This window comes from Streptomyces sp. NPDC046887 (assembly GCF_040644755.1).
GTDB lineage: Bacteria > Actinomycetota > Actinomycetes > Streptomycetales > Streptomycetaceae > Streptomyces > Streptomyces lichenis.
In genome coordinates, this window is sequence record NZ_JBEYXH010000005.1 from 38,615 (window position 1) to 53,802 (window position 15,188).

The 15,188-nt window shown below is 72.9% G+C and carries 12 protein-coding genes and 2 pseudogenes; 9 read left to right on the top strand and 5 right to left on the bottom strand.

Going from position 1 to position 15,188, the window contains the following annotated elements:
• Window positions 1-93: 93 nt before the first annotated feature.
• On the bottom strand, window positions 94-3,078 hold the full coding sequence (locus ABZ945_RS07420) for a bifunctional [glutamine synthetase] adenylyltransferase/[glutamine synthetase]-adenylyl-L-tyrosine phosphorylase (protein ID WP_361265379.1): 2,985 nt from the start codon (window positions 3,076-3,078) through the stop codon (window positions 94-96).
• Between the two features lie 449 nt (window positions 3,079-3,527).
• On the opposite strand from ABZ945_RS07420, the gene ABZ945_RS07425 reads away from it, so the two are divergent.
• Both ABZ945_RS07425 and ABZ945_RS07430 read left to right on the top strand, forming a co-directional pair.
• Window positions 3,528-5,606 carry a PIG-L family deacetylase gene (locus ABZ945_RS07425; RefSeq protein ID WP_361265383.1) on the top strand — a complete coding sequence of 693 codons (2,079 nt, stop codon included), beginning with the start codon at window positions 3,528-3,530 and terminating at the stop codon, window positions 5,604-5,606.
• 52 nt (window positions 5,607-5,658) lie between these two features.
• Window positions 5,659-6,093, top strand: a complete 435-nt coding sequence (locus ABZ945_RS07430) for a VOC family protein (protein WP_361265387.1) — start codon at window positions 5,659-5,661, stop codon at window positions 6,091-6,093.
• Window positions 6,094-6,565: 472 nt separating this feature from the next.
• Here ABZ945_RS07430 and ABZ945_RS07435 read toward each other — a convergent pair.
• Window positions 6,566-7,248, bottom strand: a pseudogene (locus ABZ945_RS07435) (peptidase E); the annotation flags it as partial.
• 248 nt (window positions 7,249-7,496) lie between these two features.
• Here ABZ945_RS07435 and ABZ945_RS07440 point away from each other — a divergent pair.
• On the top strand, window positions 7,497-8,000 hold the full coding sequence (locus ABZ945_RS07440; RefSeq protein WP_361265389.1) for a hypothetical protein: 504 nt from the start codon (window positions 7,497-7,499) through the stop codon (window positions 7,998-8,000).
• A gap of 143 nt (window positions 8,001-8,143) precedes the next feature.
• On the opposite strand, the gene ABZ945_RS07445 is transcribed toward ABZ945_RS07440, so the two are convergent.
• Window positions 8,144-8,962 (bottom strand): class I SAM-dependent methyltransferase, encoded by an 819-nt coding sequence (locus ABZ945_RS07445; RefSeq protein ID WP_361265392.1) that lies wholly within the window; start codon window positions 8,960-8,962, stop codon window positions 8,144-8,146.
• Entirely contained in the window at window positions 8,959-9,507 is a 549-nt protein-coding gene (locus tag ABZ945_RS07450; RefSeq protein WP_361265394.1) for a hypothetical protein, read from the bottom strand. Before ABZ945_RS07450 ends, ABZ945_RS07445 begins: the two co-directional genes overlap by 4 nt.
• Between ABZ945_RS07450 and ABZ945_RS07455 the strand changes: the two are divergent.
• From ABZ945_RS07455 to ABZ945_RS07465, 3 genes and pseudogenes are all read left to right on the top strand, one after another.
• Window positions 9,500-10,120 (top strand): annotated as a pseudogene (locus tag ABZ945_RS07455) (radical SAM protein); the annotation flags it as partial. The gene ABZ945_RS07450 and the pseudogene ABZ945_RS07455 overlap by 8 nt on opposite strands.
• Window positions 10,117-10,281, top strand: coding sequence for a hypothetical protein (locus ABZ945_RS07460; protein WP_361265397.1), 165 nt, complete (start codon window positions 10,117-10,119; stop codon window positions 10,279-10,281). The pseudogene ABZ945_RS07455 and the gene ABZ945_RS07460, both read left to right, overlap by 4 nt.
• An 88-nt stretch (window positions 10,282-10,369) precedes the next feature.
• The gene (locus tag ABZ945_RS07465) at window positions 10,370-11,236 is read left to right on the top strand and encodes a GNAT family N-acetyltransferase (protein WP_361265400.1); all 867 of its coding nucleotides are present in this window, start codon (window positions 10,370-10,372) and stop codon (window positions 11,234-11,236) included.
• Between the two features lie 160 nt (window positions 11,237-11,396).
• Here the strand turns inward: ABZ945_RS07465 and ABZ945_RS07470 are convergent, their stop codons facing one another.
• Window positions 11,397-12,758, bottom strand: a complete 1,362-nt coding sequence (locus ABZ945_RS07470; RefSeq protein WP_361265403.1) for a glutamine synthetase family protein — start codon at window positions 12,756-12,758, stop codon at window positions 11,397-11,399.
• A gap of 120 nt (window positions 12,759-12,878) precedes the next feature.
• Between ABZ945_RS07470 and ABZ945_RS07475 the strand changes: the two genes are divergently transcribed.
• From ABZ945_RS07475 to ABZ945_RS07485, 3 genes are all read left to right on the top strand, one after another.
• On the top strand, window positions 12,879-13,955 hold the full coding sequence (locus ABZ945_RS07475) for a PP2C family protein-serine/threonine phosphatase (RefSeq protein WP_361265406.1): 1,077 nt from the start codon (window positions 12,879-12,881) through the stop codon (window positions 13,953-13,955).
• Window positions 13,956-14,013: 58 nt separating this feature from the next.
• Window positions 14,014-14,382: a hypothetical protein gene (locus ABZ945_RS07480; protein WP_361265410.1), complete on the top strand. Its 369-nt coding sequence runs from the start codon at window positions 14,014-14,016 to the stop codon at window positions 14,380-14,382.
• A gap of 119 nt (window positions 14,383-14,501) precedes the next feature.
• A complete protein-coding gene (locus tag ABZ945_RS07485; RefSeq protein WP_361265989.1) occupies window positions 14,502-15,182 on the top strand; it encodes a DUF3105 domain-containing protein in 681 nt (226 codons plus the stop codon).
• Window positions 15,183-15,188 lie beyond the last annotated feature (6 nt).

Sequence of the window (15,188 nt, forward strand, 5' to 3'; positions counted from 1 at the left end):
TGGGGGCGGGCGGGTGGGACATGGCGCCCCCTGACCGCCCGCCCGGCCCCGTCCCCGTCCCCGTCCCCGTAACGGCCCTACCCCCCGTATCCCTCACCCTCCGTAGAACAGCTCCTCCACCACTCCCCGGGCCCGCCGGGTGGTGCGCCGGTAGTCGTCCAGCATCTCGCCGGCGTGCCCGGGGCCGTAGCCCAGGTAGCGGGCGACGGCGGAGAGTTCGCGGCTCTCGGAGGGGAAGGTGTCGCCGGCCCGGCCGCGTACCAGCATCACCCCGTTGCGCACCCGGGTGGCCAGCACCCAGGCGTCGTCCAGGGTCCTGGCGTCCGCCTCCGACACCAGCCCGGCGTCCGCGGCGGCGGCCAGCGCCCGGCGGGTCCGGGTGGTGCGCAGCGCGGGCAGCTCGTGGCCGTGCCGCATCTGGAGCAGCTGCACCGTCCACTCCACATCCGACAGCCCGCCCCGGCCCAGCTTGGTGTGCAGGGCAGGGTCGGCGCCGCGCGGCAGGCGCTCGTTCTCCATCCGGGCCTTCAGCCGCCGGATCTCGCGCACCGCGGCCTCGTCCAGCCCGCCCTTGGGGTAGCGCAGCGGGTCGGCCAGGGCGAGGAAGCGACGGCCCAGCTCCTCGTCGCCGGCCATCGGCTCGGCCCGCAGCAGGGCCTGCGCCTCCCACCCGAGCGACCAGCGGCGGTAGTAGGCGGCGTACGAGTTGAGGGTGCGCACCAGCGGTCCGCTGCGGCCCTCGGGGCGCAGGTCGGCGTCGATCAGCAGCGGCGGGTCGGCGGTGGGGAGTTGGAGCAGCCGGCGCATCTCGGCGACCACCGCGTTGGCGGCGCGCGCGGACTCCTGCTCGTCCACGCCCTCGCGCGGCTCGTGCACGAACAGCACATCGGCGTCGGAGCCGTAGTTCAGTTCGTGGCCGCCGAAGCGGCCCATGCCGATGACGGCGAACCGGGTGGGCAGGGTGTCGCCCCACTGGGCGCATACGGCGGCCCGCAGCGCCCCGGCGACGGTGGCCGCGGTCAGATCGGTGATGGCCTGCCCGACCCGGTCCACCAGGTCACCCGGGTCGGCCTCGGCGGGGCTGTCCTCGGTGCCGTAGGAGCCGATGAGGTCGGCGGCCGAGGTGCGGAACAGCTCCCGGCGCCGTACGCCGCGGGCCACCGCCACCGCCGTCTCGGCGTCCTCGGCGCGGCCCACCCCGGCCAGCACCTCCGCCTCCAGATGGGCCCGGTCGCGCGGCCTGAGCCCTTCCGGTGCGCCCAGGATGGCGACCGCCTCGGGGGCGCGCATCAGCAGGTCGGGGGCGAGTCGGCCGGCCGACAGCACCCGGGCCAGGTTCTCCGCGGCGGCGCCCTCGTCGCGCAGCAGCCGCAGATACCAAGGAGTCTTGCCGAGCGCGTCCGAGACCTTGCGGAAGCCGAGCAGCCCGGCGTCCGGGTCGGCGGAGTCGGCGAACCAGCCGAGCAGCACCGGCAGCAGGGTGCGCTGGATGGCGGCCTTGCGGGACACCCCGGAGGACAGCGCTTCCAGATGGCGCAGCGCGGCGGCCGGGTCGGCGTACCCCAGGGCCTCCAGCCGCTGTCCGGCGGCCTTGGCGCTGAGCCGGGTCTCGCCGGGGGCGAGCTGGGCGACGGCGTCCAGCAGCGGCCGGTAGAACAGCTTCTCGTGCAGCCGGCGGACCACGGCCGCGTGCCGCCGCCACTCCTTGTTGAGGGCGGTGACCGGCTCGGTGCGCAGCCCCATCGACCGCCCCAGCCGCCGCAGGTCCTTCTCGTCCTCCGGTACGAGGTGGGTGCGGCGCATCCGGTGCAGCTGGATGCGGTGCTCCATGGTGCGCAGGAAGCGGTACGCCTCGTCCAGCTGCGCGGCGTCGGCGCGGCCCACATAGCCCCCGGCGGCCAGCGCGGCGAGGGCGTCCAGGGTGCTGCCGCTGTGCAGGGTGGCGTCGCTGCGGCCGTGCACCAGCTGGAGCAGCTGCACCGCGAACTCCACGTCCCGCAGGCCCCCCGGCCCCAGCTTCAGCTCCCGGTCCACATGGTGCACCGGGATGTTGTCCACCACCCTGCGCCGCATCTTCTGCACATCGGTGACGAAGTTCTCCCGCTCGGCGGCGCCCCACACCAGCGGTGACACGGCCTCCATGTACGCCGTGCCGAGGTTCGCGTCCCCGGCCACCGGGCGGGCCTTCAGCAGCGCCTGGAACTCCCAGGTCTTGGCCCAGCGCTGGTAGTAGGCGAGATGGCTGGAGAGGGTGCGCACCAGCGGCCCGTTGCGGCCCTCGGGGCGGAGGTTGGCGTCCACCGGCCAGATGGCGCCCTCGACGGTGGTCTCGGAGCAGATCCGCATCAGATGCGAGGCGAGCCGGGTGGCGGCCTGCAACGCCTTGGCCTCCTCCACCTCCCCCACCGCCTCCCCCACGAAGATCACATCGACATCAGACACATAATTCAGCTCATCGCCCCCGCACTTGCCCATGGCGATCACCGCGAGCCGGCAGACCGCGGCGTCCTCGGGCGCGTCCAGCTGGGCGAGGGCCAGCGCCCGGCGCAGGGTGGCGGTGGCCAGCGCGGCCAGCTCGGCGGCGGTCTCGGCGACATCCGTCGTCCCGCACACATCCCGCGCGGCGATCGACAGCAGGCACCGCCGGTAGGCCACCCGCAGCGCCACCGGGTCGTCGGCCCCCGCCAGCCCGTGCTCGAACTCCACCACGCCCGGGTGCAGATCGGCCGACTCATAGGTGACCAGCGCCTGCCAGTCGCGGGGGTGGCGGGTCAGATGGTCGCCGAGCGCCTCGGAGGCGCCGAGCACCCCGAGCAACCGGTCCCGCAGCGGCTTGGCGCCCAGCACGGTGCCCAGCAGCTCCCGCCCCCCGTCCTCCTGCGCCTCCGCGAGCCGGACCAGCCCGAGCAGCGCCAGATCGGGGTCGGCGGTGGCCCCCAGCGCGTCCAGCAGGACCGGATCCCCGCGTACGGCGGACAGCACCGGCAGCTCCAGCAGCCGCTCGGCGTCCCCCGGATCGGTGAACCCGTGCCGCAGCAGCCGGGTGAAGGCACTGCTCCGACGTCCCTGCACCGTCATCCGCGGCCCCCTTCTCGGGTCGGTACCAGCCCCTGCGGGCCCTCGGCCGCCGAATCCCGTCCGGCCCCGGCGCCCGCCTTCCCGAGCCTATCCCCGCCCGGGCCACGGGGTCGGAGCACCCGGCTCGGGGTGTGAGGGGGTGGCCGGATCGGGGGGCTCCCCGGGGCCGTGAGGGCTCGGGGGGGGCGGGTCTTCCGGGGGTACGGACCCGGGGCCCCGGGCCTCAGGCGGGCGTACGCGCCCCCGAGTGCGGGTCTCTCCCCCGCCCCCGGGGTGGCGCGGGGGGGATGGGCAGTGAGCCACCCCACACGCCACCCCCACAACCCCGAGGCTCCGTCCGGCCTCTTTCTCCCTGGTCGGACCGCTTCTCCTCCCCCTGGTCCGACCGTCCCTCCTCCCCGGGCCCCATCGGCCCCCGGGTCCGTCCGTCCCTCCTCCCGGAGTCCGCCATGACCTCGCGCCGCCCCGCCGGCCTCGCCACCCGCCTCGCGGCCGTCCCGTCCACGGTCCGCCGCGGACTGCTCGTCGCCACCCCGGTCGCCGTTCTGCTCGGCATCACGGGCGGCGTGCTGGTGGCGACCACCGGGTCCTCGGACGCCTCGGACGTGCCGAGCCGCGGGGTGCCGGAGGCGCTGGCGGTCAAGCCGGTGCGGACCTCGGGCGAGTCCGTCGTCCAGTTCATGTCCCACCCGGACGACGACCTGTTCTTCATGAACCCCGACACCAGCCAGTCCATAGCCTCCGGCCGCAGCCTGACCTCCGTCTATCTCACCGCCGGAGAGTCCGACGGCCGCAACAACCGCCGCGGGGACCCGCGCCGCCCTGCCGACAAGGCGGCCTACGCGGAGGCCCGGCAGAACGGCATACGCGCGGCGTACGCGGAGATGGCCACCGGCGACCGCACCAGCCCCTGGGACCGCACCGAGATCACCATCGACGGAGGGTCCAGGGCCGAGCTGAACACCCTGCGCTCGCGGCCCCAGATCAGCCTGGTCTGGCTGCAGTTGAAGGAGGCCGGGACCGTCGCGGACGAGCGGCCGCACAGCCTGCACGGACTGTGGGACGGCAAGACCGGGACGCTCGGCTCGCAGCTGGCGGCCGGTTCACCGGTACGGGAGGACTTCGCGTACACCCGCGAGCAGGTGGTCGCCACCATCGACGGGGTGCTGCGGCGGTTCCGGCCCACCTTCGTACGGATGCTGGACCCGACGCCGGGGTTGAACGAGAAGACCGGGCGGACCTCGGACCACCAGGACCACACCTACGGGGCGCGGTTCGTGCAGGCGGCGCTGGCCCGGTACGCCGGCCGCCCCGGCCGCCCGGCGTTCGGGGTGCAGAGCTACCTGGGCTACTCGACCGGTTCGCTGCCGCACTCGCTGGACCCTGGCACCTTCGAGGCGAAGCTGCGCACCCTGAAGACGTACGCGTGGATGGACCACACCGACTACTGCGAGGACCCGGCGGGTTGCGGCGACCGCAAGGTGGCGGGGCGGCCCACCGGGCGGAACTGGGCGCAGTCCATACGGTACGCCCGGTCGGGTTCGACGTCCTGGGTGCAGCCCGGGGCGCACGCCGGTGAGCTGTACGCCTTCGGAGTGCTGGACGGGCGGCTCGCGGTGTGGCACCGGCCGGGCCAGGCGGCGCAGTGGGCCGGGCCGGTGCTCCAGGAGGGGGCCGGACTGGACGGCGGCGTGGTCCCCGTACGGCTGCCGGACGGCCGGATCTCCGTCTACGGCACGCGGACCGACCTCGGCGGGGCGGGCGGCGGGTACCGCCGGGAGGTGGCGGTGACCACCCAGGCCTCACCGGGCGGGGTGTTCGGCCCGTGGCGCTCGCTGGGCAGCCCCCAGTCCGAGGACGCGGGGGCCGGCGCCGACATCAGCATGCCCGCGGTGGTGGTGGACCGCGCCGGTCTGGCGGCGGTCTACGTCCGGGACGGCCGGCACGCGATGAGCATGGCCGTGCAGCGCCCCGACGGCGGCTTCGCCCCCTGGCAGTCGGCGGGCGGCAAGGAGCTGCGCGGCGACCCGGTGGCCGCGGTGGACGCCACCGGCCGCGGCCATGTCTTCGCCGCGACCCCCAAGACCGTCCTGACCTGGACCCACCCCGCCGCCCCCACCCCCTCTTCCCCTTCCTCCCCCTCCCTCCCCATAGCCACCGGCCTGCCCCCCACCACAGTGGCGCTCAGCGCGGCCCCGGACGGTAAGGACGGCGTACGCCTCTGGTTCCGCGAGCCGGTGAGCGGCGACGCCCGCTCGGCCCGGTTCACCGGGGGCGGGCGTCCGGTGGGCCCGATGACCGAGGTCCCCGGCGGCCGCTCCGGACACGGCGCCGTGGTCTCCGCGCCCGACCGCGGGGGCCTCGCCCTGCGCGGCCGCCCCGGCGGCCTGGCCATGGCACCCGCCCCGGGCCGCCCCTGGACGGGCGGCGGCGGCCCCCTCTTCTCCGGCGCCCCCGCCATCGCCCCCGGCGGCGTCGCCGCCCTCACCCTGGACGGCCGCCTCACCTGGACCCCCTGGCACCCCTGACCGCGGCCGATTTCCGGTTGCCGGGCCATGTCTCCGGCCGTACCGTCCGCCCATGAACTGGACACTCGAAGTGGTCAACATCCCGGTCACCGACCTGGACCGGGCGCGGGACTTCTACGCACAGGGGTGCGGCTTCCATGTGGACGTGGACACCGAGGTGGCGCCGGGGGTCAGGATCGTCCAGCTGACCCCGCCCGGCTCCCGCTGCTCCATCGCCCTGTCCAGCGGGATGCCCCCCGCGCCCGGCACCTCCGCCACACCCCCCGGCTCCCTGCACGGCCTCCAGCTCTGCGTCACCGACATCGAGGCCGCCCACGCCGAACTCCTCTCCCGCGGCGTCCCCGCCGGCCCCGTCCAGCACCTCGGCCCCACCGGCTGGACCGAGGGCAAGGGCGACCAGACCTGGAACTCCTTCCTCACCTTCACCGACCCGGACGGCAACGGCTGGACGGTCCAGGAGGTGCCCTCCGAGCTGTCAGAGCGCTGAGCCACCGCCGCGCCCTCGGCCGCCTCTGCTCAGGGGCAGCCGAGGAGGGGCCGCCTTCGGCGCGAGCCGGCACCGGCGCCCAGCGGCGTCACCCAGCCGTCTGCGTGTGCTCCGGCCCCGAGTCAAACCGGTCCAGAAACGCGTCCGCCGGGAGATCGAGCGCATACAGCCGGGAGAACACCTCCGTACCCGCGCCCACCTCCTCGTCGCCGTCGCCCTCGGAAATCCGGTAGACCTGCACCATGCCGAGGACTTCGGCGTCGCTCGCCCCGGCGTACTCGGCCGACTCCCGCTCGGCCTGTTCGACGGCCTCGTCGAAGGACCGCGCCCGGAACAGCACGACACGCTCCTCGTAGGGCCGGCTCTCCGCTCCCCGCCATCGGTAGAAGGTCCTGGCCCCGTACCACGCCGTCGGCTCGTTAGTCGCGGTCGGCCCGCCCTGGTCCCTGACGGCGGTGAGCGGTACGGCGGACAGGGCCCGCTCCCGTACCCCGCTGGCCCCGTCCGGCTCGACCCGGTACACCTGTGCGGCGGTCGTCCGGCCGACCACCTGCTCCACATCCTCGTCCACGAAGAGAGCACCGACGCCGTCGTCCACGGCCCAGCCGGGCGGCAGGGTGCCGTCGGCCACGGCGGCCCGGTAGGAGGGGCGGCGGCCCGGTTCGCTGTCGTAGTGCGGGCAGACCGACCCGGGCAGCAGGCCCAGCCCGTCCCGCAGCGGGCCGAGCGGGCCGAAGGAGTCGGTGTGCGAGGCCTCCGCCCAGCAGTTGGCGCCCGCGCTGATCCCGCAGAGCAGGGTGCCCTGCTCGTACGCCTCCCGCAGCAGCCGGTCCACCCCGTGGGTCCGCCACACCGCCAGCAGGTTCGCGGTGCTGCCCCCGCCGACGTACACCACGTCCTGCGAGAGCAGGAAGGAGCGCAGGGCCTCGTCGTCGAGCGTGCGGCGGAACAACCGCAGGACGGAGGCCTCGCACTCCCGCCCCTCGAACGCCGCGTGGAACCGCTCGACGTACCCCTCCGCGTCCCCACTGGCCGTCGGCACGAAGCACACCCGGGCGGACGCCCCGTCAGTCCCAGCACCCAGTCGTCCAGCAACCCGTCCTCGTCGGTGGAGAACCCACCCCCGAGCAGCACCACCCGCCGCCGTCGGCTCATCTTTCCCCTTCGTCTCGGTGCGCGGGCTGCCCTGTGGCGGGCCGCCTCCCGGGTCCCTCGGACACCCGGAAGTGCCCGCAGCGTCCCAGCATGCCGATCACACCGTCAAAGGGGATTCCGGCGCGTGGTGGGCGGCCTGCCGGGCCGGCGTGGGCTCGGTCCGGTGAACGGGGCTGTCCAGGACGGCTCGGACGCGGTAGTCGCACCGGCCACGAATGAGATCGCCCCGCGGAGGGACGGCTGGAAGGATGACCGCCATGGCAGGACAACTCTGGGTCTCACTCGTATCGTTGGGCGGCGTCGTCCTCGGCGGCCTGCTGTCCTACCTCGTCCAGCACAGGACTCAGCAGTCAGCGGAACGCACCGAACAGCAGCGGCAGCGGATCGCCTTGTCGGAGACCCGGCGCGCGGAACGGCTGGCCCTGCTGGAGCGGTTCATCGAGGTCTCGGCAGAGGCGGAACGCTGCGCCTATACCAGGCCGCCGCAGTGGGAGGACACCGACGAGTGGTGCCTCACGACCCAGGGCGTGATGAACAGGCTGTGGGTCGCGGATCGACTCCTCCGCATCCAGTTCCCCCTGGCCGTGCACGAGACCGCGCACGCCCACTTCCTCGACCTCAACAAGACCGTGTGGCACGGCCTGCCCGACGCTGAGAGCGTGCGGGACTACCTGGAGGGGAACCGGTCGGCGTTCCTCGACGCGGCACGCGAGGTCATGGAGGCTCCCCACCCCGCCCCTCGGGCGCTGTGACGGGCGGGCCCGGGAGGCCGGGAGTGCTCCGGTCCCGGGCCGGTGGCTCATCACCATCGGCCCGGGCCCCGCCGCTACGCCTACAGCACCGGCAGGTTCTTGCGGAGCTCGAAGGCGGTGACCTCGGAGCGGTACTCCTCCCGTCATGGCCCTTGGCAGGCGAGTATTCCGCCCAGGCAGGTGACACTGAATGCGCCTTCCGCTCGAATGGTCTCGTTGACCCGCTCTCGCGCGCGCTCGATCGTCTCCCGGAACGGGACGCCCATCTTGTCCGCCCAGGCTTCGTACGAGGCCAAGTGCGCGACGACTGGTTCAGCGTCGGTCACCTCGATCACTCCTGGTAGAGGGATCGTACGGATCTCGCTGAAGACCGTACCGAGGATCGCGGGCGCGTCCTCCAGGGTGAAGCGAGCAGAGAGCTGCACTCGGGCCGGGCCCTCCTGGATGCCCAGCACATCGCCCGCGGCCTGGCGCCAAAGGTCCTCCAGTTCCAGCTTGTCGGTCCTGCTGTTGGTGGAGACGATCGCGACTCCGCCGGGCGCCAGTACACGGCCCAGCTCCCGCACGGCCTGGGCCTGGTCCTCGACGTGGTACAGCATGTGAAGCGCAAGGACCGCACCGAGGGCTCCATCGGTGATGGGGAGTTGTTGGACATCCGCGACGAGGGCCCCCGGAATGGCACCGAGGATGCCGTGAGACACGTCCATCGGAAGCACCACCAGGTCGGCACGGACCTCCCGCACCCGGGCGACGAACTTCCCGTTTCCGCACCCCACATCCGCGACCGCACCGCGTACGCCGGCCAGTTCGTTCACCACGATGCCCGGCAGGTCGTGGCTGGGGGTTTGCCACTGATAGAGGGATTGCCGGGCGGCCAGGTGCTGACCCGTGCCATACGCCTTGGTGGAAAGAAGGCTGCGGTCGGTGACCAAATGATCAGGCGTGGGGGGCTGGGCGGTCATCGGGGCTCCGTGGGGTTGCCGGCGAGAGTGGGCCGGACGGTCACTTCGTGAATGTGCGCTTGGAGATCGACTGCCGACCGTGCGCCACGGTACGGCTCGCTTCCAAGGAGCGCGGCCAGATTGCGGAGCCTGATGGTGATGCTCGCCGTGAATACCTCGGCGGTGCACACCTCCGAGAGCTGCACACCGGCTCTCTCAACCTCGCCGCCGGCAAGGTAGGCCGTGGCCAGGTCCAGGTGGGCGGCTTGTAGATCTCCGGGAGAGCGGTCGGCTTCCGGCCCGGCGTGGTACAGCTCCACGGCACGATGAGAAGCGCTTATGGCGTGCCGGGTGTGCTCGTCGCCCCCGACGGCCAGCAGGGTGGTACCGGCGTAGGCCCACTGTTTGGCCTCGGGAAACGAGAAGACCCCGGACAACTCGTCGGGTCCCGCAGTGCTCCGTGCCTCATGTGCCAACGCGAGTACCCGCAGCGCGCTGCGAGCGTCCCCTTCGGCCGCGCGGGCTCGGGCCTCCAGGCTCAGCAGCCGGGCCTTGATCGTGCTCAAGCTCTTCCGGGACTGCCCGCCCTACCGGCTGGTGGTCAGCATGTACGGGGCGAGCGCGGAGTCCTTCGACACCCTCACCCAGCGCCGCGGGGCCTGGAAGGCGTTCCGGCGCGGCATCGACGCCGCGCGCGAGGCGGGGCTGCCGCTGCGGATCAACGTCGTGGTGACCGAGGACAACGCCTCCGAGGCCGACGAGATGGCCGCCCTCGCCGAGGAGTGGAACGTCGAGAACCACGCGTACACGAACATGACGCCCACCATCTACGGAGGCGGTGAGCCGCTGCTCGCCCAGTCCGCCGCCCACCTGCGGCAGCGCAAGCCGTTCGCCGGCTGCAACGCGGGACACACCTTCTTCCACGCCGACCCCCACGCCAAGGTCTCGATCTGCAAGGTCGGCCGCGACGACCAGATCGACCTGATGACCGAAGGCATCGACGGCCTCACCCGGCTCGGCGCCATCGCCGACCGCCTCATGCTTCGCACCGGTGGGTGCGAGGGCTGCGCCCTGTCCGGCACCTGCCGGGTCTGCCGCCCCCTGGCCAAGCACTACCAGGAGGCCAAGGCGCCGCTGCACAGCTACTGCCAGCACGGAGACAAGGAGAACGCCTCATGACCCCGCCCGTACCGGTGACCATCCTCCCCGGCCCACCACCCTCGGCCCGCCGCGCGGCACCCCCCGTCGCGACCGCGACGATCACCGCCGTCCAGGACCTCGACGCGATCGTGGAGAGCGCGGAGTGCTCCTGCGACGCCGGAGACGACAACCCCCACTGACCGACCTGATCCGGTCGGCTCCACTCAGGCCCCGGCGCGTTCGCGTCGGGGCCTGAGCCCTGCCCGGCCCACCGCTAGGGTGCCGCCCATGTTCTTCCGCTGGGACTGGCTCCGGCCCCAACTGACCGCGCCGATCGTGCCGACCCTCGGCCCGGTCCACCCCGACACCTTGAGCGTCGACCTGTTCGAGGACGTCCTGCGAGCGGCCGCTACCGGCGGCTTCCTGCCCTACGACAAGGACCGGCGCTGGGGCGGGCGGAAGGACGAGAAGGTCCTCCGCGAGGATGTGGTGCACCAGCCCGAGCGCACCCTCGTCCCCACCCTGGACCAACGCGGACGCGGCACCGTCAAGGTCTTCGCCTACGGACCCCACGACAGCGTCGTGGCGGAGGCCACCGAGCTGGCCGCGAAGCTCGCGGCCGTGCACGACGTGACAGGCGCCCGGGTCGTACGCCCCCTCGGCCCCGAGAGCGCACGCCCGCGCGGCACCCGCATCCAGCTGAAGGACTTCGCCATCGGTCCCTGCCCCGCCCCCGGCGGTCCGGTCCGCACCGTCACCGCCTGGCCGACCGACGTGCAAGCGACCTTCGCCCCGTTCGCCGAGGCCATGGCAGCCGACGGCCTGGCCTTCCTCCACACCCGGATGCGGGCCGGCCGGTGCGGCCCGGTCCTCGCCGCCGCCGTCGAGGGGCGGATCGTGGGCGCGATCGGCCCGATGGAAGTGTGCCCGGACGCGATCGGACGACCCCAGCTCATGCCCCAGTACTTCGCCGTCCTGCCCGAATCCCGAGGCCAGGGCCTTGGCCGCCTCCTGTGGCGGGCCGCCATGCACTGGGGCCAGGCTCACGGCGCCGCCTACCAACTTCTCCAGACAGAGGTCGACGGGCCCTCCGACCGGCTCTGCCAGGCCGAAGGGCTCGTCTCCCTCGGCTTCAGCCACACCACACCGGTGTAGAGGGCTGCGGCAGCCCCTCCTGCCTCACCACTCCGGCGCCCGCCCCTGAGCGTTGGGGCCTTTACGCGTCAGCCACCCACTGATCGTGGCCGCGGGCGGGTCGCTTCTGCTGGAATGGGCGACCCGCCCGCGTATCGCTCCCTGAGCCGCTGACCTGCGGCTACAGCACCGGCAGGTTCTTCCGCAGCTCGAAAGCCGTGACCTCGGAGCGGTACTCCTCCCACTCCTGCTTCTTATTGCGGAGGAAGAAGTCGAAGACGTGCTCGCCGAGGGTCTCGGCGACGAGTTCGCTGCGTTCCATGAGGGAGATCGCCTCGCCGAGGTTCTGCGGGAGGGGCTCGATGCCCATGGCGCGGCGTTCGGCGTCGGAGAGGGCCCAGACGTCGTCGTCGGCGCCGGCGGGGAGTTCGTAGCCCTCCTGGATGCCCTTGAGGCCGGCGGCGAGGAGGACGGCGTAGGTGAGGTAGGGGTTGGCACCGGCGTCGATGGAGCGGACCTCGACGCGGGCGGAGCCGGTCTTGCCGGGCTTGTACATGGGGACCCGGATGAGGGCGGAGCGGTTGTTGTGGCCCCAGCAGATGTAGGAGGGGGCCTCGCCGCCGGAGCCGGCGGTGCGGGCGGAGCCGCCCCAGATGCGCTTGTAGGAGTTGACCCACTGGTTGGTGACGGCGGAGATCTCGGCGGCGTGCTGGAGGAGGCCGGCGATGAAGGAGCGGCCGACCTTGGAGAGCTGGTACTCGGCGCCGGACTCGTAGAAGGCGTTGCGGTCGCCCTCGAAGAGGGAGAGGTGGGTGTGCATCCCCGAGCCCGGGTACTCCGAGAACGGCTTGGGCATGAAGGTGGCCTGGACGCCCTGTTCGAGCGCCACCTGCTTCATGACCAGGCGGAAGGTCATGATGTTGTCGGCGGTGGAGAGCGCGTCGGCGTAGCGGAGGTCGATCTCCTGCTGGCCGGGGGCGCCCTCGTGGTGGCTGAACTCAACGGAGATCCCCATCGACTCCAGCATGGTGATCGCCTGGCGGCGGAAGTCCATGCCGACGTTCTGCGGGGTGTGGTCGAAGTACCCGGAGTTGTCGGCGGGGACGGGCTTGGAACCGTCCAGCGGCTTGTCCTTCAGCAGGAAGAACTCGATCTCGGGGTGGGTGTAGAAGGTGAAGCCGAGGTCGGAGGTCTTGGCGAGGATGCGCTTGAGGACGTAGCGGGGGTCGGCGAAGGACGGGGAGCCGTCGGGCATCAGGATGTCGCAGAACATGCGTGCGGTGCCGGGGGCCTCCGCGCGCCAGGGGAGGATCTGGAAGGTCCCCGGGTCCGGCTTGGCGATCATGTCGGACTCGTACACCCGGGCGAATCCCTCGATCGCCGAGCCGTCGAAGCCGATGCCCTCGTCGAAGGCCTGCTCCAGCTCGGCCGGGGCGACCGCGACCGACTTGAGGAAGCCGAGTACGTCGGTGAACCACAGGCGCACGAACCGGATGTCACGCTCCTCCAGCGTACGGAGCACGAATTCCTGCTGCTTGTCCATATCCACACCCATCCTCGCTGATCAGGGCCAGCATGCCACCACACGGTTACGCGCACGTTGCGCACCCATACTGCCTGGACCTGCGTGGCGCGCCCAACGTCGGCCTCGCAGACTGGGCACATGGACCGAGGCGTGGAGCAGCTGCCCGGAGGCGTGCCCGCGCCACGCTGGGTGCGGACACTGCCGTGGTTCTTCGTCGCGCTGCTCATCGTGGTCCAGGTCCTCACCCCGGCCAGCCTCCAGCTGGGCTTCGCCTTCGCCGTCGTCCCGCCGCTGACCTCCCTGGTGTACGGGACGTTCGGCACCGCGGCGGTCTCCGGGACGCTCGCCGCGCTGCTGCTGCTGCCCGCCATCCGGGCCGATGACGTCTCCTCCGGCGACCTGGTGGCGTATGTGCTGATCGCGCTGGTCAGCGTGGTGCTGGCATCGCTGCGGGTACGCCGGGACGCGCAGCTGGTCTCGGTGCGCACGGTCGCCCAGGCCGCGCAGCTCGCCGTGCTGCCGCCGATGCCGGAGCGGGTCGGCCCGGTCCGGTGCGGGGCGCTGTACCGGGCGGCCGAGCACGGCACCCTGGTGGGCGGCGATCTGTACGACGTACGGCCCGGTCCGTACGGGGTACGGGCGGTGGTCGCGGATGTGCAGGGGCACGGGCTGCGGGCGGTGGGCACGGTCGCCGCGCTGCTGGGCACCTTCCGGGAGGCCGTGCTGGACGAGCCGGACCTCGCCGGGATCGCCCGGCGGCTGGACCGGCGGCTGATGGTGGACGCCGCCGAGCGGGGCGACGGGGAGCTGTTCGCCACCGGGCTGCTGATGGAGTTCCCCTCGGGTGCGGCGGCGGTACGGGTGCTGAGCTGCGGCCATCCGGCTCCGCTGGTGGTGGGGCGGTACATGACCCGCGAGGTGGACGCGGTACCGGGGCCGCCCTGGGGGCTGGCGCTGGCCGAGTACCGCGCGCCCGCCTCGGTGACGGTGCCGCTCGGCCCCACCGACGTCCTGCTGGCGCACACCGACGGGGTCACCGAGGCGCGGGACGGCACGGGCACGTTCTACCCGCTGGCGGAGCGGGTGCGGCCGGGCCCGCCGGTGGAGATGGTGCGCGCGGTGTGGCGGGATCTGTCGGAGTACGCGGGTGAGGTCGGTGATGATGTGGCCCTGCTGGCCCTGGGACTCTCCGACGGCAACGGGGCCCGGGGCTGAGGGACCGGTTCCGCCCGGCCGTGGAGGAACCGCGGGGGTGCCGTTACCATCGGCGCTCATGGGGGGCTCCGGGCTCATACGCATCCTGCGTCCCACGGCGCGGCTGAGCGCGGTGGCGGCGCTCCTCGCCGCGCTGTTCGTCTGTCTCGACCCGCACGGCGTCGCGGCCCGGCCCGATCACGGCGAGCAGCGGCGGGTGACGCTCGCGGTCCCGGCCACCGAGTACTCCTGCCCCTTCGACCGCGGGGACTGCGGGCTCTTCCCGTACCAGACCCCCGTGGTGCTGACCGCTCCGCCGCTCGACCCGCCGCAGCAGCCGGACACGCTGACCCGGCCGCAGCCGGCCCCGGCGGTCGCGGCCCCCGCCTCGTACCAGGCCCGTCCGCGCGCCCCAGGGCTGCATGTCCTCCAGGTGCTGCGGACCTAGATCGCGCCCTTCGACGCAGATGCAGACGCAGATGCACCGCGCGCCAGGTCCGTAGAGCCCCTGCTGGGGCGGTGACCAGCGTGTTCTCCATACTTGACACGAAGGGCAGACGATTCACCATGGCCGCCAACCGCTCCTCCTCCAACGCCGACCGCAAGGCCCGGATAGAGGAGATGCGCCGTGCCGAACGGGCACGTGAGCGCCGCAACCGCATCCTCACCATCACGCTGAGCACCGCCGTCGTCGTCGGCCTGGTCGGCTTCGGCGGGTACCTGCTGAAGCAGGAGAACGACAAGAAGGAGCGGACCGAGGCCGCCGCCAAGGCGCCCATCAAGGGTGAGAAGTCCTGGGACGCCAAGAAGCTCGGCCGCAACCACGTGGCCAAGCCGGTCAGCTACCCGATGAAGCCCCCGGTCGGCGGGGACCACCACCGGGCCTGGCTGAACTGCGACCGGAACGTCTACAAGGTGCCGGTCCCCGAGGTCCACGCCGTGCACTCGCTGGAGCACGGCGCGGTCTGGGTCACGTACAGCGACAAGGCGCCGGCCGGGGACGTGAAGAAGCTGGAGGAGAAGGTCGGCAAGACCTCGTACTCCTTCATCAGCCCGGTCAAGGACCAGGCCGGGGCGGTCATGCTGAGCGCCTGGGGCAAGCAGATCACCGTGGACGGGGCCGACGACCCGCGGGTAGACGCGTTCTTCGGCAAGTACGTGCAGGGCACGCAGACCCCCGAGCCGGGGGCCGCCTGCACGGGCGGTGTGGGCGCCGAGGGCGTGCCCGGCGCGGGCGCGAAGCAGTGACCGCCG